Origin of the sequence: Lutibacter aestuarii (assembly GCF_042676885.1) — a bacterium.
In the GTDB taxonomy this organism is placed as follows: Bacteria; Bacteroidota; Bacteroidia; order Flavobacteriales; family Flavobacteriaceae; genus Lutibacter; species Lutibacter aestuarii.
In genome coordinates, this window is sequence record NZ_JBHTIC010000008.1 from 138,938 (window position 1) to 157,594 (window position 18,657).

The 18,657-nt window shown below is 28.2% G+C and carries 15 protein-coding genes; 4 read left to right on the forward strand and 11 right to left on the reverse strand.

Features of this window, described 5'->3' with window-relative positions; genetic code table 11:
- Positions 1-3: 3 nt before the first annotated feature.
- The 5 genes from ACFQZW_RS08175 to map all read right to left on the reverse strand — a co-directional run bounded on the left by ACFQZW_RS08175 (position 4) and on the right by map (position 6,578).
- The gene (locus ACFQZW_RS08175; protein ID WP_386782261.1) at positions 4-3,150 is read right to left on the reverse strand and encodes an efflux RND transporter permease subunit; all 3,147 of its coding nucleotides are present in this window, start codon (positions 3,148-3,150) and stop codon (positions 4-6) included.
- 21 nt (positions 3,151-3,171) lie between these two features.
- Positions 3,172-4,293 (reverse strand): efflux RND transporter periplasmic adaptor subunit, encoded by a 1,122-nt coding sequence (locus ACFQZW_RS08180; RefSeq protein ID WP_298262351.1) that lies wholly within the window; start codon positions 4,291-4,293, stop codon positions 3,172-3,174.
- Positions 4,277-4,783 carry a GbsR/MarR family transcriptional regulator gene (locus ACFQZW_RS08185; RefSeq protein ID WP_298262352.1) on the reverse strand — a complete coding sequence of 169 codons (507 nt, stop codon included), beginning with the start codon at positions 4,781-4,783 and terminating at the stop codon, positions 4,277-4,279. Before ACFQZW_RS08185 ends, ACFQZW_RS08180 begins: the two co-directional genes overlap by 17 nt.
- 440 nt (positions 4,784-5,223) lie before the next feature.
- On the reverse strand, positions 5,224-5,757 hold the full coding sequence (locus ACFQZW_RS08190; protein ID WP_386782264.1) for a pyridoxamine 5'-phosphate oxidase family protein: 534 nt from the start codon (positions 5,755-5,757) through the stop codon (positions 5,224-5,226).
- A gap of 56 nt (positions 5,758-5,813) precedes the next feature.
- Positions 5,814-6,578: a type I methionyl aminopeptidase gene (gene map, locus ACFQZW_RS08195; protein ID WP_386782266.1), complete on the reverse strand. Its 765-nt coding sequence runs from the start codon at positions 6,576-6,578 to the stop codon at positions 5,814-5,816.
- Between the two features lie 297 nt (positions 6,579-6,875).
- Here map and ACFQZW_RS08200 point away from each other — a divergent pair, with 297 nt between their 5' ends.
- Both ACFQZW_RS08200 and ACFQZW_RS08205 read left to right on the forward strand, forming a co-directional pair.
- Entirely contained in the window at positions 6,876-7,463 is a 588-nt protein-coding gene (locus ACFQZW_RS08200; RefSeq protein WP_298262355.1) for an alpha-ketoglutarate-dependent dioxygenase AlkB, read from the forward strand.
- Positions 7,464-7,484: 21 nt separating this feature from the next.
- Positions 7,485-7,853 (forward strand): DUF2200 domain-containing protein, encoded by a 369-nt coding sequence (locus ACFQZW_RS08205; RefSeq protein ID WP_372802789.1) that lies wholly within the window; start codon positions 7,485-7,487, stop codon positions 7,851-7,853.
- Positions 7,854-7,959: 106 nt separating this feature from the next.
- Here the strand turns inward: ACFQZW_RS08205 and ACFQZW_RS08210 are convergent, their stop codons facing one another.
- The 4 genes from ACFQZW_RS08210 to ACFQZW_RS08225 are packed head-to-tail and all read right to left on the reverse strand — an operon-like array spanning position 7,960 to position 13,654.
- On the reverse strand, positions 7,960-9,279 hold the full coding sequence (locus tag ACFQZW_RS08210) for a TolC family protein (protein WP_386782269.1): 1,320 nt from the start codon (positions 9,277-9,279) through the stop codon (positions 7,960-7,962).
- The gene (locus ACFQZW_RS08215; protein ID WP_386782271.1) at positions 9,272-11,680 is read right to left on the reverse strand and encodes an ABC transporter permease; all 2,409 of its coding nucleotides are present in this window, start codon (positions 11,678-11,680) and stop codon (positions 9,272-9,274) included. The genes ACFQZW_RS08210 and ACFQZW_RS08215 overlap by 8 nt, the downstream gene beginning before the upstream one ends.
- A 15-nt stretch (positions 11,681-11,695) precedes the next feature.
- Positions 11,696-12,400, reverse strand: a complete 705-nt coding sequence (locus ACFQZW_RS08220; protein WP_298287416.1) for an ABC transporter ATP-binding protein — start codon at positions 12,398-12,400, stop codon at positions 11,696-11,698.
- Between the two features lie 12 nt (positions 12,401-12,412).
- Positions 12,413-13,654 (reverse strand): efflux RND transporter periplasmic adaptor subunit, encoded by a 1,242-nt coding sequence (locus ACFQZW_RS08225; protein WP_386782274.1) that lies wholly within the window; start codon positions 13,652-13,654, stop codon positions 12,413-12,415.
- Positions 13,655-13,797: 143 nt separating this feature from the next.
- On the opposite strand from ACFQZW_RS08225, the gene ACFQZW_RS08230 reads away from it, so the two are divergent.
- Entirely contained in the window at positions 13,798-15,144 is a 1,347-nt protein-coding gene (locus ACFQZW_RS08230) for a sigma-54-dependent transcriptional regulator (protein WP_386782277.1), read from the forward strand.
- A 17-nt stretch (positions 15,145-15,161) separates the two neighbouring features.
- Positions 15,162-16,490 (forward strand): sensor histidine kinase, encoded by a 1,329-nt coding sequence (locus tag ACFQZW_RS08235; protein ID WP_386782279.1) that lies wholly within the window; start codon positions 15,162-15,164, stop codon positions 16,488-16,490.
- A 270-nt stretch (positions 16,491-16,760) separates the two neighbouring features.
- Here the strand turns inward: ACFQZW_RS08235 and ACFQZW_RS08240 are convergent, their stop codons facing one another.
- Both ACFQZW_RS08240 and ACFQZW_RS08245 read right to left on the reverse strand, forming a co-directional pair.
- Positions 16,761-17,618, reverse strand: a complete 858-nt coding sequence (locus ACFQZW_RS08240) for an alpha/beta fold hydrolase (RefSeq protein ID WP_298262363.1) — start codon at positions 17,616-17,618, stop codon at positions 16,761-16,763.
- A 29-nt stretch (positions 17,619-17,647) separates the two neighbouring features.
- Positions 17,648-18,610, reverse strand: coding sequence for an NAD(P)-dependent alcohol dehydrogenase (locus tag ACFQZW_RS08245; RefSeq protein WP_386782282.1), 963 nt, complete (start codon positions 18,608-18,610; stop codon positions 17,648-17,650).
- Positions 18,611-18,657 lie beyond the last annotated feature (47 nt).

Consider the following 18,657-nt stretch of genomic DNA (forward strand, 5'->3'; position numbering starts at 1 on the left):
TTTTTAATTGTTTTCTTGTAATTTTTTTTGAATTTTTTCATAAGGGTTTCCAGTAAATTTTTCTTGAATCCATTGGAAAAACATAAATAAAGTTGGAATAATAAATATCCCTAAAAAAGTACCTATTAGCATACCTCCAGCAGCACCAGTTCCAATTGAATTATTTCCAACGGCACCAATACCTCTTGATGTTACTAAAGGCATTAAGCCTAAAATAAAAGCAAAAGAAGTCATTAAAATAGGTCTTAATCTTGTTTTTGCAGCGTTAATGGCAGCATCTAATAAACTTTCACCTTTTCTTCTTCGTTGTATTGCAAATTCTACAATTAAAATTGCATTTTTAGCAAGTAAACCAATTAGCATAATTAGAGAAATTTGAAAATAAATATTGTTTTCTAATCCACTCAATTTTGTAGTAATAAACGCTCCAAAAACACCTAATGGAATTGAAAATATTACAGATAGCGGAAGTAGATAACTTTCATACTGTGCTGCTAGTAAAAAGTACACAAATACTAATGATAATATAAAGATAAGGATGGTTTGATTTCCAGCATTAATTTCTTCTCTTGAAAGACCCGAATATGCAATATCATAATCACTAGGTAAGTTTTTAGCTTCATTATTAGCAACAAAAATTCCATCACCAGAACTAAAACCAGCATTAACAGCCCCATTTAATTTAGTTGAATTATAAAGGTTGAAACGAGTAACAGATTGTGGACCATAAACACGTTTTAATTTAACAAACTGAGTTATTGGAGTCATTTCACCACTAGCGGTTCTAACATACATTTGCTGTAAAGATTTTTCATCAGCTCTATCTTCAGGTAAAGCTTGAATATAAATTCTATATTGTTTTCCAAATCTTGAAAAATCCGAGGCATACACTCCACCAATATATCCTTGTAAAGTTGAAAATATACTGTTAATAGGTACCCCTAATTTTTTTGCAAGTGGCATATTAATTTCCATTTCGTATTGAGGATAATTAGCATTAAAAGCAGATTGAACATATTGTACTTCAGGGTGTTTAACTAAATTATTGATATATTCTTTTTGTGTAGCATCTAAATTTTTAAAGCTTCCTCCAGATTTGTCCAATAAGTTAACTTCAAATCCTGAAGAAATTGAAAATCCAGGGATGCTTGGTGGTTCAAAGAAGATAATTTTAGCATCTGGAATAGTAGCTGCTATACCAAACAATTTTTTAATAATTGTAGTAGTTTTTAATGAGTCTTCTTTTCGTTCAGACCAATCTTTAAGTTTAATAAATCCTAATCCATAATTACTACCTTGTCCTCCTAATAAACTAACACCATTAATTACTGAAACACCTTCTACACCTGGTAAATCTTTAGTTTTATTATATAATTGTTCATTAACTTGATTGGTTCTATCTAAAGATGAGCCAGCAGGCAATTCTACATTAATAAATACAAAGCCTCTATCTTCATTTGGAACAAACCCAGTTCTAGTAGTACTTGCTGCCCACCAAATACCAATTACAGTAATGATTAATGTTAAAACAGGAATCCATCTATTTTTTGAAAGAAAATATAAAGCTCTTCCATAGCGTTCAATTAATGCTTTAAACGATGTGTTAAAGGCTGTATGAAAACGCTCCATTAATGATGATTTCACCTTTTTATCTTTATGAGATTTTAGAAAAACAGCACAAAGAGCTGGACTTAAAGTAAGTGCATTAATTGCTGATATTCCAATGGCAACAATTAATGTTACCCCAAATTGTTCATAAAAAACACCTGTTGGTCCTTGAACAAAAGTCACAGGTATAAATACTGAAGCCATCACTAATGTAATGGCAATAATTGCCCCAGAAATTTCACCCATTGCACTTTTTGTTGCGTGCATTCTGCTAGTATTACCTTCATCTAATTTTGCATGTACAGCTTCTACAACTACAATGGCATCATCTACTACAATTCCAATAGCTAAAACTAAAGCAAATAGAGTTAGTAAGTTAATTGAATACCCAAATAGATTCAGGAAAAAGAATGTACCAATGATGGATACAGGAACAGCTATTGCAGGTATTATAGTTGATCTAACATCTTGTAAAAAGATAAAAACCACTACAAATACTAATAAAAAAGCTTCAATTAAAGATCTTGTAACTTTATCTATAGAAGCTGTTAAAAATTCGTTTGTATCATATTGAATATAAACTTCTATCCCTTCAGGAAAATCTTTTTCAAGAATAGATAATTCAGTTTTGATATTTTTAATAATTTCTTGCGCATTGGAACCTTTAGTTTGATAAATGGCCATAGCAACACTTGGAAAACCTTTTGTTTTAGAACTGGTGGCATAAGATTGTGAAGCAAGTTCAATATCAGCAATATCTTTTAGATATAGATATTCTCCATTATCCAATGTTTTAATGATAATATTTTCATACTGATTTTCTGTTTTAAATCGCCCACTATATTTTATTACATAAGAAAAAGTTTCTCCATTATTTTCACCTAATGCACCTGCAGCAGCTTCTAAACTTTGTTCACGTAAGGCACTAGTAACATCAGTTGGAATAAGGTTGTAAGCTTTAAGTTTACTTGGGTTTAACCAAATTCGCATTGCATAATCTTGCCTTGAAAATACATTTACTTCACCTACACCTTTAACACGTTGAAGTACGGGAGTAACATTAATTTTTAAATAGTTTTGTAGATATGTAGCATCATAATGTTCATTTTTTGTATAAGCCGTCATAAACATTAAGGCACTTGTTTGTTTCTTTTGAGTTAAAACCCCAATTTGTTTTACTTCCTGAGGTAATAAAGAGTTGGCTCTAGCAACCCTATTTTGAACATTAACAGCAGCAATATCTGGATCAACATCTTGTTCAAAAAATACATTTATTTCTGCAGTACCATTATTGGTAGCTGTAGATGTTATATAGGTCATTCCTTCTACACCATTTATTTGTTCTTCAAGAGGAACAATTACGCTTTCTAATACAGTTTCTGCATTAGCCCCAGGATAGCTTGCAGTAACATTAATTGTAGGTGGTGCAATATCTGGATATTGTTCTACAGGTAAAGTTTCTAACCCTAAAACACCAAGAATTACTATAATTATAGAAATAACGGTTGATAAGATAGGTCTTTCAATAAAAGTTTTTAACATTGTTGGTAATCTTATAATTATTTAAAATAAAACTTTAATAGGTTTAACAATAGAATCATATGCTACTTCTTGGGGAGAAATAACAGTATTGTTACGTAGCTTATTAATACCTGAAGTAACAATTGTTTCACCAGCAGTTAACCCAGATTCAATGACATATAAATTATCAACACTAGCTTTTATATTTATTAATTTAGCTTTAGCTGTATTATTGTTATCTACTTTATATGTAAATACTTGACCTTGTTGTTCAAAAGTTGCTGATTTTGGTAAAACAGGTTTATTTTTATACTCAATAGGAATACGAATTTGACCACTATTTCCATTGCTAATTAGTAAATTTGGATTGTTAAACAAAGCTCTGAAGTTAACTGTTCCAGTAACTTTATTAACCTGCCCATTAACAGTTTGAATTTTTCCTTTTTCAGAAAAAATGGTTCCATTAGCAAGTTTTAATTCTACTTTTGGAAAGTTTTTAATTTTTTCTTGAAGATTATTTCCTTTTGTTTTTTGTAGAAAATTTAAATATTCATTTTCATTCATTGAAAAGTAAGCATACACTTTTTTTGTATCTACAACTACAGTAAGTGGAGTAGAATTAGAAGGACTAATTAGAGACCCTTCCCTATAATTAATACTTCCTACCCAACCGTCAATAGGGCTTTTAACTTGAGCATACCCTATAGTAGCCAATAAGCTGTTATAGCTACTTTTGGCTTGTAGTAACTTGGCTTTAGCAGTTTCTAATTGTACCTCACTTATTATATTTTTTTCAACTAAAGGTTTTAATTTGTTAACCTCAACTTGAGCTGCATTAACATTAGCAGCTGCAGCTTTTGCATCTTGTGTTAAACTTTCAGTTTCTAATTGAAATAAAACTTGTCCTTTTTTTACTTTTTGACCTTCATCAACCAAGACTTTACTTATATATCCAGTAGTTTTTGCTCTTACTTCACTGTTTATTATTCCTTCTATACTTGTTGGGTAAGTATCATAACCAATTACAGTTTTATTTTCAATAATTGAAACTGGAAAAGGCATAGCTCTTTGTTGGTTTTGAACTTGTTTATTTTCATTGTTATTACAACTATATAACACGAAGCTTAAGGATAAAATAAATACTGATTTAATTATTTTTTTCATTGTTTTCTTTTAGTGTATTTGATATGTATGATTTTTTTAGATTTTCAAAGTTTGATATGACATTATTTATTAATTGAATATAATTTTCATTAAATTTAATTCTGTCTATTTTGGAATTTGTTTTTTTTAGTTTAAAACTTAAGATTCTTTCATGAAGTGTTTTTTCTACTTTCCATTCTTTTATTTTTGATTCAAGTCTATTAATAATATAATCTTCTGAAATAATAAAATATCTTTTTCTATCTCCAGTTTTGGTAAAATATCTAATTACTCCTTTTGTTTGTAAAAGGTTTAAATTAACGGATATCGAACTTTTACTTGCTCCTAAATTTTCTACTAATTCATCAAAACAAGTACCTTCTTCTCCAATTAATATTAATAAAGAGAAAATTCTTGCAGATAATGGAGACATATCTTCTAGGTTATGGAAGTATACACCTAGTTCTTCAACTAAGTTTTTTTGCTCTTTAATTAAATCTTGAACTTTCATATTTTTAAATTTAAAATGCAAATATATGTTTAGTTCGGTAAAAAGCGAACTAAATGAAGTTAATAATTTGTTAAAGCTATTTTAATTAAAATAATTAGGGTTTAGAGTAGTAGAAAAGTTCCTTTTTGTATAGATTATAATTAAATTCTCTTTTTCTTAAATTAAGTCAGTGAAATGGAATAAATAGAATTTTAGTTTTGCATTAATTTTTAAATAATTATTTTGGAGAACTTCAGTTTTTGTTTGGTAACAATTTCAAAAATTAGTTATAACATTATTAAATTTGATGAAAGCTTTAAGGAATATAAATTTTTGATTTAACCAAAAAAAACTCAAATAAAATACCTTATTAGGCTTTTTTTGGTTCTTATACATGCAATTTTTTGTACTAATTGTTAAATAAACTTTTGTAAGGTATCTTAAGATTTTTTTACATTAATTTACTTTGTTTTATATCCATCAATACTTGTGTTATTTTTCTTTTTCCAATATTCTTTAATTTTTTCTTTTCCTTGTTTGGTGGCCCAATTATTTAAAGTGGTACGTTCTTTATTAAAATCCATAAAAGGAACTGCAAAACCGCATGAAGTTTGTACCAAATCAACATCCATTTCAATAATTTGTCTAACTCCGGCATTTTTTGGAAATAAATTGATGTATTGTTGGAATTTTTCATTTTCATGATGATAAATTTGAGCAATTCCATAAAGTCTTAAAATTAATGGTTTATCTTCAAAGGCACAGAACATAATTGTCATTCTGTTATTTTTTATTAAATGGGCTGCAGTTTCATTTCCACTACCTGTTAAATTTAGCCATACAATTTTATTTTTTTCAAGTACTCTAAAAGAATCTGTTCCTTTAGGAGATATATTAACTCTACCTTCATTAGCTGCTGTACCTACAAAAAATATTTTTTGTTGTTCAATAAATTCTTTTAAATCATTTGTAATAGCGTTTAATTTTTTGCCCATTAATAGTGGTGGATTTAATTAAATAAATTAGTAGAATATTTTATTAAAGTTGATTTTTAATCCCAAAGACGGTTAGATCTAGTTAAAATAATAGGGCTATTATCAGTAATTAATATAGTTTGTTCATGTTGAGTAACATAACCTCCTTTATTTCCAACTAAAGTCCATCCATCATTTAATTCAATTGCCATTGTTGAATTTGTTGAAATGAAAGTTTCAATAGCAACAGTTGTATTTTTTTTAAATCGTTCTTTATTACTTTTAACTCTGTAATTTAAAATATTTTCTGGTTCCTCATGCAAACTTTTTCCAACTCCATGACCTGCTAAATTTTTAATAACTTTAAAACCATATTTTTTAGCTTCACTTTCAATTAAATACCCAATATCTGCAATTTTAACGCCACCCTTAATAGTGTTTATTGCTTTTTTTAAAATATGTTTTGAAGCATCAACAAGTGGTTGATGGTTGTAAATATCTTTACCTAGAACAAATGACCCTCCATTGTCTGACCAAAAGCCATTCAGTTCAGCTGAAACATCAATATTAATCAAATCACCTTCTTTTAATATTTTATTTTTAGATGGAATTCCATGTGCAGCTTCTTTATTAACGCTGATACAGGTATAGCCTGGAAACCCATAGGTTTCGTATGGAGCAGATTTTGCTCCAAAACTTTTCAAAATTTCACCTCCAAAATCATCAAGCTCTTTGGTTGACATTCCAATTTTAGCATGTTCTATCATTAGTTTGAGAGTTGTACCAACAACTTCACTAATTTTTTTCATTCCAATTAATTCGGATTCTTTTGTGATTGACATTTTTAGTTTTGTTTTAAAATTTTCTTAAATTCATCATATACCCCAAATGTAATCCTTCGTGGTAGTTATTAAATTCAAAAGCATCTTTTAGAGAGGTTAAATAAAAACCTGTACCTGTTATTTTTTCATTAAAGGTGGTAAATTTAACATTATTATACTTTAAAATTAGTGCAGTTAAATATATAATTAACTTTTTGGTTCCCTAAAATTAAATCTATTTAGTGTTGTTACTTTTTTAGTAATTTAGAAGTTTTAAAAATTATCTTATTTTTTCAAAAGTGAAAACAATCAAATTATATGAAATTACCTATAAACTGCGAAGTAGATTATTTTAGAGATTTTTTAGATTTAGAAGATGCAAAAGGTTTATATTTAGAATTAAGTGAACTAGTTAAAGAGTTGAACTATATTCCCCAGATTGAAAGTGGGACATCTTTTGAAGTTAATTTTAAAAAAATAATGTTCTTAGATCAAGATTTAATAGGTAAAAATATATTTCCTGAGGAGCAATGGGGACCAACAAGAATTTGGACGAACAAATTAAAGAATTTAAAAGTTAAAATTGAAAGTTTTACAAAACAACAATTTCAGGTATGTGTGTTAATTTTTTATCCAGATGGTAGTGCTGGAGTTGATTATCATTCAGATTTTATGGCTTTTGGAGATACAACAATAATTCCATCAATAAGTTTGGGAGAAGAACGAGTATTTAAATTTAGAAATAAAGAAAATGGAAATGAGTTTTCTACACTATTAGAAGATGGAAGCTTAATAATTATGGGGGAGCATTGCCAAAGTAGGTATGAACACAGTTTGCCAATTGATTTTAAATATAAAAATCCAAGGATAAATCTTACCTTTAGAAAATACGGATTTGATGATTGAATTAAAAATAACTAAAAATAAATGAAAGTAACAGCTAAACATAATGAAAGAATTGCCAAAATGACATTTGCCTCTGTATTTCCTCATTACGTAACTAAAATTGAAAAGAAAAATAGAACAAAACAAGAACTATATCAAGTAATAAAGTGGTTAACAGGGTTTGATGATATAGAAGTACAAAAGTTAATAGATGAAAAAGTAACATTTGAAACTTTTTTTGAAAAAGCTGAGCTAAATCCCAATGCTCATTTAATTAAAGGAGTAATATGTGGTTATAGAATTGAAGAAATTGAGAACCCTTTAACAAAACAAGTAAGGTATTTAGATAAATTGGTAGATGAGTTAGCAAAAGGAAGAAAAATGGAAAAAATTTTAAGAGTAGATCAATAAGATTTTTCAAAATTATAAACACTCCAGTAAGGAGAAACATTTTTAAATTATAATTTTATCTAAATCAGTTCACTTTCTACTGATAATGTATATTGAAGACCTATTTTTATAATGTATTATTTTTTAAAAGATTTATTTTTAAGGATGTATATTGTAATAATAAATTGTTTTTCAATATATTATATTCAGCTGAGAGTAGTTGGTTTTTTACTGAAGTATATTCAAAAGCATTAACTTTATCGTGTAAAAATTTAGCCTGAGTAGTTTTAAATGATTTTTCGGCTAATAATAAGTTTGTATTTAAATTTTCCTTTATTTGAAGGTATTGCTTCTTTTTTGCTATTTCTTGTTCTAGTTGTTTACGGATTTTTATTTTTTCTTGTTCGACAACTAACTTAATTCTTTCACTTTCTATTTTTGTAGATGTTATTTTTTTGTTGTTTTTAAATCCGTTAAATACAGGGACTCTTAATTGAAACCCTATTTGTTGACTTTGATTATTGTCTATTTGAGTTTTAAAATTCGTTACAGCTGCATCAGGTTGGTTTAAAGGATTGTAATAAAACGATGATAAAGTGTAATACGCTGATATAGATGGTAGTTTTGAAGCTTGTTGTATAGTAATATCTTTGAGGCTACTTTTATAAGCTAATTCTGCTAATCGAATTGTTGGGTTGTTAATTAAATTTTGATTTTGAAAAAGTTCAATTTCTTCTGGATTTTCATTTAAAAAATATGGTTGAAAAACTACATTTACAATGGATTCATCCGTAATATTCATTAGTTGAAAAAGTTGTATTTTTTGAAGCTCAAATAATTGCTCAGTTTCTAAAATTCGTTTTTCTTCTTGTGAATAACTTAGTTGAATATCATACAAATCGCTTTTTGGCTTTTTACCCAATATCACTTCCTTTTCTATTCTTTCTTGGTTATATTTTGTATTTATTAATTGCTCTTTTTGAATTTTTACCAATTCTTGAGTATATAAGGCTTCAAAATATCTTTCCAATAGCTGCATTTTATATTCATAAGCAACCACAGCTTTACTTATTTTTGATTTTTCAATAGCAATTTTATTTTTTTTGGCTGTAGCCAACATATTGAAATCTAATATACTTATATCAGCATTAAGATAAAAATTATCGTACTGAATATCTGAACTCACTCTTCCGTTGGTTGATGGATCTATTGTTGAACCAAAATCGTAGCTATGAGAACCAACCAAGCTAATTGAGGGTAGCAAATTTAATAAAGGGTTGTAATACTCTTTTTGAGCTTTAGAAATTTCTAGTTGTTTCATTTTAACATCTAAACTATTTTCCAAAGCAATATCAAAGCATTTTTGTAGTGGCCAAATAATTTCTTGACCACTAACAAAATTGCTAACTGTAAAAAGGAGTATTATTAAATAATTTCTACTATTCATATTTTAAGTAAGTTAAAACGTCAACTCTGGTTGCTTCGTAGGCTCTTGAGAGCACTACTATAAGTGTTAAAATTGCCAATACAACAAAACCAATAGTAAAAGGAATTATTGAAATTGAAATTCTAAATGCAAAATTTTCGAGCCATTTTTGCAATAAATAATAAGCTGGAAATAAAGCTATTAAAAAACCAATTACACAAAATATAATGTATTGTTTGGATAGCTCTTTAAGTAAGGTTTGTGTTTCTGCACCTAGTGTTTTTCTTATTGCAATTTCTTTCATACGTCTTTCAATAGAATATGTTGCCAAAGCAAAAAGTCCAAAAAGTGCAATAATTATTACCACTATATTTAAGAGAGAAAACAAATCTTTTTGTTTTACATATGTTTCATATGTTCTAGCAAACTTTTTGTCAACAAAATCATAACTAAAAGGATATTTTGTATCTACCTTAGTTGTCCAAAATTCCTCTAAATTAGCTATGGTCTCTTTCATATTTTCTGGTTCTATTTTTACATATACTTCATTCATATTATACATCATCCAGTCAATAGTTTTCATATGAAAAAATACCATTGGAGGAATTTCTATTTGAGGGCCATATATATGAAAGTCTTCAACAATACCAACAATTTTTAATTTGTTATCATTCCAATTAATTTCTTTACCTATTGGATTTGGTTCTTTCATCATTTTAGCAGTTGTTTTGTTAATTAACATGGTGTTAATTGTATCTGAAGAAAAATTTGGAGATAGATTTCTTCCTTCAGCAATTTTAATTTTCATCATATCAAGCATTTCAAAATCTACGGCCATATTTTCCCCTTGTATACTTATGTCGTTATAACTAAAACTTGAAGAAGATCTTGCCCCTTCTCCAAATGTAAAAACACCTGTAGAAACGGATTTTACACCTTTCATTTTTAAAAGTTCTTGTTTTATAGTGTAGTACCTAAGTAAAGTTTGTTCATCATTTGTTCTTCTAAAATTAATACTTAAAACTTGTTTACCTTCAAACCCCAACTTTTTAGTATTCATATAATCTACTTGTTGATACACAATATAAGATCCAATAATAAAAAAACTAGCAATAGCAAATTGTAGAATTAGCATTCCATTACGTAACCAAACGCCACTTTTACTTCTTCCAAAATTTCCTTTAAGTACTTTTAGGGTTTCAAAATTAGATACATAAATAGATGGTAATATGCCTGCTACAATTATTACAGTAATAAAAATGGCTATTAGTTGAAGGTAAAACTGACTACCATTCATAAGCAATTCTTTATTTAAAAAATTATTGTAATAGGGTAGTGATAATTCTACAATAACAAGAGCCAACAGTATTGAAAAGCAACCTAAAAGAATTGTTTCAAAAATAAATTGCTTAATAATGTTAACTTTTGAAGCGCCAATAATTTTTCGTACACCTACTTCTTTAGCTCTTTTTATAGCATTTGCGGTGGCTAAATTTACGTAATTTACAATTGATAATATTAAAATTAAAATAGATAAACCTACCATAATTAGTAGAAATTGGTAATTACCTTTGCCTTCTGGGTAACCATCCATTATTGAATGTAATCTAGCTGTTTTTAAAGGTTCAAGTATTACTTTAGCTGGACCATATTTTTCTATATATTCTTCTAGCGTTAAACCAGCATTTTTTGCATCATTTTTAGTTTTATGTTCTATAAATAAATTTTCAATTTTTTTAGAAACGTGTTCAGATTCTGATGGATTTTTTAATTTTAATAATAATCCAAAGTTGTAATTTCCCCATAGATCTTTATTTTGATCTAACCTTTTATGTATTAAATTGGTTACAACCTTAGGAGCATACGATGATTTTTTATTGAGTTTATATACCCCTCTAACAACTAAATTCCTTCCAGAATATAGCACTTGTTTTCCAAGCGGATCTTCATCTTTAAATATACGTTTAGCAGTTGTTTCAGAGAGTGCAATACTAGTATTGTCTTGTAAAGCTGTTTCGGCATTTCCTTTAATAAATTCAAAAGGAAAAAAAGAAAAGAACGTATTTTGAGAATCCAATATCCTATCGATAAGCTCTTTTCTTCCATTATATTCAATAATTTCATTAAAATACCAAGTGTTTAAATAACAATGATTTTCTAATTCTGAAAATGTACTTTTTAAAAAAGCATTAAGAGGAGCAGGATTTGTATTCCAAATATTTCCTTCACCAACATCGTTAATTACTTGAAATACATGTTCGTTTTCAGGGTTCCAAGCATTGTACGATTGTTCATCATTCCAATAGAGTGTTGCAAAAATTAATCCGGCAATTCCTACACTTAACCCTAATATGTTAAGACTAGTAAATAACTTATTGTTTTTTATATGATGTAAAAATATTTGTAGCCAATTTTTAAGCATAATGAAGGATTTTTATTAGTTATTTACAAGAATGTCAACGTTTCTTTGATTTAGTTTTTCTGATAAGATCATTCCGTCTTTCATTAAAATTGTTTTTTGAGAAAAAGAAGCATCATAATTTGAATGAGTTACCATTAAAATGGTTGCGCCATTTGCATGTAAATCGGTAAGTAATTCCATTACTTCATTGCCATTTTTACTATCTAAATTTCCTGTGGGCTCATCTGCCAAAATAATTTTGGGATCGTTAATTAATGCCCTAGCAACGGCTACACGTTGTTGTTGACCACCAGAGAGCTGTTGTGGAAAATGTTTTAAACGGTGAGAAATGTTTAGTCGTTCAGCAATTTTAATAACTCTTTTCTTTCTTTCAGAACTACTTACATTATTATAAATCAATGGCAATTCAATATTTGCAAATACAGAAAGTTCATCAATTAAATTAAAATTTTGAAAAACAAAGCCAATATTCTGTTTTCTTACCTTGGCTCTGTCTTTTTCTTTTAGTCCAACCATTTCTTTACCAAATAATTGGTAACTTCCATTTGAAACGCTGTCTAAAAGTCCAACAATATTTAATAAAGTAGATTTTCCACTACCTGAAGGCCCCATTACACTTACAAAATCTCCTTGTTTTATTTGAAAAGAAATGTCATTTAAGGCTTTGGTTTCTACTTCCTCAGTTCTAAATATTTTTGAAAGATTTTCAATTTTTATCATAATTATATGGTTTTAATCTTCTATGTTTAGTAATTCGATGTTTAAATAATCTTTATAGTTAGAGGTAATTACTTTATCACCCTCTTTTAATCCGTCTAAAATTTCATAATACAAAGGATTTTCTCGACCAAGTTTAATGTTTCTTTTAAATGCTTTATTATCTTCAACAACAAAAATCCATTTACCAGCAGTTTCCTGATAAAAACTACCTTTTGATACTACTTTTGTTTTTGTTTTTTCAGAAAGAATTAATTGTACACCAAAACTTAATCCTTGTCTAAGATCTAGTTCTTTGTTGTGAACAAAATTTAACTCAACTTGAAATCTACCATTTTTAACTTCTGGAAGTACTTTAGAAACAACCACTTCAACTTTTTCATTTTTGTATTCCACATTTCCTTTTTGGTCTTTTGAAACACGATCTAAATAATATTCATCTACAAGAGCAATAAGTTTATAGCCAGACATTACATCAATTTTCCCAATACTTTCACCTGCTAAGTATGTTTTTCCTAAAATAGGCTCAAAAGAAGAAAGTCTTCCAGATAAAGGAGCAGTAACCAAAAAATTCTTTTTGTTAGTTCTTAAAATTTCTAAACTTTTTTGCATAAAAGCAATAGATTGGTTTATTTGTGCTATTTGAACTTGATTGGTTTGTTTTTCTTTTTTTATACTTTCTTGAATAATGTTTTTTCGTTCTTGTTGAAATCTATAATTTTCTTGAGAGGTTTTCCATTCATTTTTAGATAAAATTTCCTGCTCGAATAATTTTTTATTCAATTCAAAATTATTTTTTGCATCTATATAATCATGTTCAATAGCAACCAAATCTTTAGCTAAATTTAACTCCTGATTTCTAATATCTAAACGCGCCTTATTCAAATTGTTGATTTGTTCAATTATTGAAGTTTCCTGAGTTACATAACCTAACTCGGTATTTGGGTTGTACAATTTTACTAAAGGTTGCCCTTGTTCCAAATAAGCTCCATTTTCAACAAATATTTCTTGAACTGCTCCACCTTCAATAACATTTATAAGCATAGAATTTAAAGGCTCAACTTTAGCTTGAAAAACAATAAAGTCTTCAAAGTAGCTATTTTCAACAGTTTTAATTATTATTTCGCCTCGTTTTACATTTAAGCTTTGCTTTTTAGTAAATGAGAAATAACTAATAAAGCTTAAAATCAAAAAAAGCAACAAAGCAGTTATTAAGTATTTATTTTTTTTACTTTTACGAGTGATGATCGTATCCATTACACATTTTATTTACCTAATATAAATGCAATTTCGTGCCATTTATTTATAATTTGTAATTAGATGGTTTTCAATACTTTTTAAAGTGATTAAAAATTGTAAGTGACCGATAATGAACACTTTTGTACAAAACTGAACAGAGAATGAAAAAAATAAAATCCAATATTTTAATTATAGATGATCAAGATGATATATTATTTTCAGCAAAAATGTTGTTAAAAAAGTATTTTGAGACAATTTTTACAGTGAATAATCCTAAAAATATGATTAAAATATTGTCTGAAAATGCCATTGATGTTGTTTTGTTAGATATGAATTATAGAATTGGTTTTGAAGATGGAAGAGAAGGAATTTATTTGTTAAAAGAAATTAAAACATTATCACCACACACATCAGTTATTTTAATGACAGCTTTTGGAAAAGTAGAAACGGCGGTAGAAGGATTAAAAGCAGGTGCTTTTGACTATATATTAAAGCCTTGGGATAATGAAAAATTACTTTCAGTTGTAAAATCTGCTGTTAAGGAAGGAAGAAAAGAAAAGAAGCATCTAGAAAATTTTACAAAAGACACTACCTTATTTAAAGGAAATTCAGCCGTAATTAAAAAAGTATATTCCTTAGCAGATAAAGTGGCTAAAACAGATGCGAATGTGCTTATTTTGGGTGAAAATGGAACAGGTAAATCTATATTAGCAAGGTATATTCACGATAAATCAAGTAGAAAACAGCAACTTTTTGTAGCAGTTGATTTAGGCTCATTAAATGAGAATTTATTTGAAAGTGAGCTTTTTGGATACGCAAAAGGAGCTTTTACAGATGCAAAAGCTGACACCCCAGGTAGATTTGAAACTGCACAAGGGGGAACTATTTTTTTAGATGAAATAGGAAACGTACCAATCCATTTACAATCTAAATTATTACAGGTTATTCAAACAAAAGCGTTTACTAGGTTGGGTGAATCTAAAGAAAGACCATTAGATGTGCGAATTGTTACGGCTACTAATACCGATTTAAAACAAGAAGTGGTATCAAAAAAGTTTAGGGAAGATCTTTATTACCGTATCAATACAATGGAAATTACAGTTCCTCCATTACGAGAACAAATTGAAGATATAGTTCCTTTAGCTCAATTTTTATTGAATAAAATGGCTTTGAAATATGATAGAAATGAGATCATTTTTGAGAAAGATGCACTGGAGCTTATAAAAAAATATTCTTGGAATGGAAATATTCGAGAAATGGAAAATAAAATTGAACGAGCTGTTATTCTTTGTGAAAACAATTGTATTAAAGTTTCAGATTTAGATCTAGATACTGTTTCTGGAGATAGTTTTTTAGAAGAATCTCCATTAGAAGAATTGGAAAAAAACACCATTGAAAAAGTATTGATAAAAAATAATTTCAACATCAGCAGATCAGCAGAAGAATTAAAACTTTCTAGGGCTTCTTTATATAGAAGGATGGAAAAATATGGAATTGGAAATAATTAAGACGCAAAATTATAATTATGAACTCATGGAAATTATACAATCAACTGTTTATTAGACTTGTATTGATTCTATTATTAACAGGTTTGTGTTTTTGGTTATTTTCTAAAAATATGCAGTATAGTGCAATATTTTGTGGTTTTGTTATCATATTAGCGCTCTTTGAAGTGTATTTTTTTGTAAAAAGAATATTTATTTTTTATGACAAAACCATTAATGCCATTTTGCACAATGATTTTTCGGCCGATTTTTCAAAACAATACCAATCAAAAAATTATAAAAATCTCTATAAATTATATGAGAAATTAAAAAACAAACAAAAAGATCAGATATCTAAAGAGTTGGTATTTAGGTCTATATTAAATAATGTTGAAACAGGAGTATTAATGCTGCAAAAGCAAGAAACAGAATGGAATATTTTTTTAATGAATGATTATTTCTCAAATCATTTTAAAGTTCCTAAAGTTTCTAAATGGCATTATTTAAAAAAACAACTTCCTTCACTTTGCGAACTTATAGAAAATTATGATTTTAAGGAAGTAAAAGCTTCAATACAAGTTAGAGTAGGTAAAGAAGATTTACAAACATTTATTTTACAGACATCATTAACAAAAACTTACGGACAGGATTATTACGTTATTTTATTAGATTCCATACAGCGAGTTGTTGAGAAAAAAGAAAAAGAAGCGTGGATAAATTTAATGAAAGTAATTTCTCATGAACTTATGAATTCATTAACACCTATTCGCTCATTAACACAAAATATGAACGATTTGGTACAGCAAGATGAATTATCAAAAGAAGATATTATAGATTTAAAGGAAAGTGTAAACACCATCTTAAATAGAAGTGACCACCTCCAAAATTTTGTTGAAAATTACCGAAAATTGGCCATGCTACCATCTCCAAAAAAGGAAAAAGTTGCTTTAAATAAACTTTTAAAAAATAGCTTACATTTTATGAATCCTCTTTTTAAGGAAGCCAGAATTTCTGTAAACAATACGATTTCATACAATAGATGGTTATATGTTGATAAATTACAAATAGAACAAGTACTTATCAACTTACTAACAAATAGCATTTATGCTTTAAAAAATAAAACAAAAAAAGAAATAGAAATTTCTTCAGAGGTTAAAGATAAAAGAGTTTTTATTACAATTTCTGATACAGGAAAGGGAGTGGAAAAAGAAATAGAAGATAAAATATTTTTACCATTTTTTACAACAAGAAAACAAGGAGCGGGGATTGGACTTACCTTATCAAAAAACATAATTGAAGCTCATGGTGGATATTTGGTGTATCAAAATGAAGAAAATAAAACTAGTTTTGTAATTTGTTTGGTTGAATAGTTTTTATAACTATGATTCTTTTTTACAAATTGCTAACATCTTTATCCACGATTCCAGATTGTTTGTTAAAATGAACAAAATAGAAATCTGCTTCTACTATGTTGGAATTTGATGGTCCAAGAGGATGCCTGTTTAGGGAAGCTATAACATAATAAAATTGGATTTCCTGAATTTTAGTTGCCTGCTTCAAATACTTCTAACTCAAAATCATTTATTGGAATCATAGTTGGCTCAGGAAAGATTACGGTTTCGTTTATTGTTTTCATTATTCTATTCGCTTTTATATAGAATTATTTCTTCTATTTTTTTAAAATCAGGTACATTTGGTACATGTTTGGAATCTTCTAGTAAAATAACTTTTTCTAAAGAAGGAAATAGTTGTTTCGCTCGTCTCATCATTTTTTTCCCAGGAAAAAGGATGTCTTTTTCAGCAGCGAAAATACTGATTGGTTTTTTTATATTTTTAGCTGAATCTTTAGTAATTACTGGAAGTGGTGAAAAATCCATGTTGCAATATTGAAAAGTAGTTGACATGAAGTTTAATGCAAAATCATCGTAGTCTGAAAATAAAGAACCCATAACTTTCTTAATATACTTTTGGTTATTCGTTTTTATAAACTTTTTTAATGGTAGGAACATTTTGAATAAACCTACAAGAGGATTACCATTTACGATATAGACTGGAGCGATTAAGAAAGCCTGTCTAATTGGCGTTTCATTAAACTCTAGTGCTTTTAAACTAATGAAACCTCCAAAGGAAAAGCCTACAAGAGTTACTTCTTTAAGCCTAAGTTTTATAATGATTTCAATAAGCCATTTTCCATAATCCAAAGATTTCATATCTAATCTATTCTCTGCACTTTTATTGGGTTGTGCTAACACATCTACCGCAAAAACGCAATACTTTGATGATAAATTGAGGAAAGATTCTAAGATTTGTGGCGCACAACCTCCTGTTCCGTGAATCAGTATAAGCGGAGGTAAGTTAGTATCCCCAACGATAATTACATTGGTTTTACCAAATTTGGTGTCTAGTAATTTTTCAGAATAATTTACTGATAACTCTTTTAGCTTTTGATTGTAAAGGTGTAGAATTTTAGATTTTCCTTCTTGTGATTTGAAAAACATAGACTGTTCGTTTTTTGATTGATGACGATTTATGGATTGACGATTACTATATTACCCACTTTACGACCAGTTTCAAGATAGTGATGAGCTTCTGCGATATCTGGAAGCTTGTAGCTTTTATCGATATTTGTATAAAGTTTACCTTGTTTAAAAAAGTCTACCAATTCTAAAAATAATCGTTTTAACTCCTCAGTCTTTTTTATGCCTGTAGCTGCAAATTTTACTTTCTTTGGATTAAATAACGTTTGACAAAGTATTTGACCACTTAATACTGGTGTCATAAAAATACCGTTAGAACTTATTAGATTTTTAGTGTCTTTATATGATAAGGTTCCAACAGAATCATAAATTACATTATACATCTCATTAATATTAGTTATAGATGTTTTTGTGTAATCTATTATTTTATCTGCTCCTATAGATTTTACAAAATCAATATTTCTTGTGCTACAAACTGCTGTAACTTTTGCTCCCATTACTTTTGCTAATTGAACTGCTGCCGAACCTAGGCTTCCTGAAGCACCATTGATTAAAATATGTTGCCCTGGTTTTAAATCTGCAATATCTTTTAAGAAGTTATAAGAGGTTAAAAACCCATCGCAAATTGGAGCAGCTTCTATATGAGAAATGTTTCTTGGTTTATTTTCTATAACTACATTTTCAGCAATACATAGGTATTCTGCATTACTTCCATTGCTAAATAATTTCTCACCAAAAACAGAATCACCTATTTTAAATTTTGTGATTTGCGAACCTACAGCCTCTACAACGCCTGAAAACCCTGTGCCTAAAGCCGTGTTTTTTGGTTTAAATAACCCTAAAAATAATCTCCCAAACTTTGGTTTTCCTTGGCGCATCATAGTATCAGCTCTAGTTACAGAAGATGCTTTAATTTTCACTAAAATCTCATTAGGTTTTGGTGATGGAATTTTAGTGTCAATTATCTGAATAACTTCTGGGGAACCGTATTTTGTATAAATTGCTACTTTCATATTACTCTTATTTATTGTAAAGTTGAACTTAATTAAGCTATTGAAGG

What these genes read in the sequence shown, in the direction of transcription:
- ACFQZW_RS08175 (WP_386782261.1), bottom strand. Translation starts at nt 3,150, where the DNA reads ATGTTAAAAACTTTTATTGAAAGACCTATCTTATCAACCGTTATTTCT.
- ACFQZW_RS08180 (WP_298262351.1), bottom strand. Translation starts at nt 4,293, where the DNA reads ATGAAAAAAATAATTAAATCAGTATTTATTTTATCCTTAAGCTTCGTG.
- ACFQZW_RS08185 (WP_298262352.1), bottom strand. Translation starts at nt 4,783, where the DNA reads ATGAAAGTTCAAGATTTAATTAAAGAGCAAAAAAACTTAGTTGAAGAA.
- ACFQZW_RS08190 (WP_386782264.1), bottom strand. Translation starts at nt 5,757, where the DNA reads ATGGGCAAAAAATTAAACGCTATTACAAATGATTTAAAAGAATTTATT.
- map (WP_386782266.1), bottom strand. Translation starts at nt 6,578, where the DNA reads ATGTCAATCACAAAAGAATCCGAATTAATTGGAATGAAAAAAATTAGT.
- ACFQZW_RS08200 (WP_298262355.1), top strand. Translation starts at nt 6,876, where the DNA reads ATGAAATTACCTATAAACTGCGAAGTAGATTATTTTAGAGATTTTTTA.
- ACFQZW_RS08205 (WP_372802789.1), top strand. Translation starts at nt 7,485, where the DNA reads ATGAAAGTAACAGCTAAACATAATGAAAGAATTGCCAAAATGACATTT.
- ACFQZW_RS08210 (WP_386782269.1), bottom strand. Translation starts at nt 9,279, where the DNA reads ATGAATAGTAGAAATTATTTAATAATACTCCTTTTTACAGTTAGCAAT.
- ACFQZW_RS08215 (WP_386782271.1), bottom strand. Translation starts at nt 11,680, where the DNA reads ATGCTTAAAAATTGGCTACAAATATTTTTACATCATATAAAAAACAAT.
- ACFQZW_RS08220 (WP_298287416.1), bottom strand. Translation starts at nt 12,400, where the DNA reads ATGATAAAAATTGAAAATCTTTCAAAAATATTTAGAACTGAGGAAGTA.
- ACFQZW_RS08225 (WP_386782274.1), bottom strand. Translation starts at nt 13,654, where the DNA reads ATGGATACGATCATCACTCGTAAAAGTAAAAAAAATAAATACTTAATA.
- ACFQZW_RS08230 (WP_386782277.1), top strand. Translation starts at nt 13,798, where the DNA reads ATGAAAAAAATAAAATCCAATATTTTAATTATAGATGATCAAGATGAT.
- ACFQZW_RS08235 (WP_386782279.1), top strand. Translation starts at nt 15,162, where the DNA reads ATGAACTCATGGAAATTATACAATCAACTGTTTATTAGACTTGTATTG.
- ACFQZW_RS08240 (WP_298262363.1), bottom strand. Translation starts at nt 17,618, where the DNA reads ATGTTTTTCAAATCACAAGAAGGAAAATCTAAAATTCTACACCTTTAC.
- ACFQZW_RS08245 (WP_386782282.1), bottom strand. Translation starts at nt 18,610, where the DNA reads ATGAAAGTAGCAATTTATACAAAATACGGTTCCCCAGAAGTTATTCAG.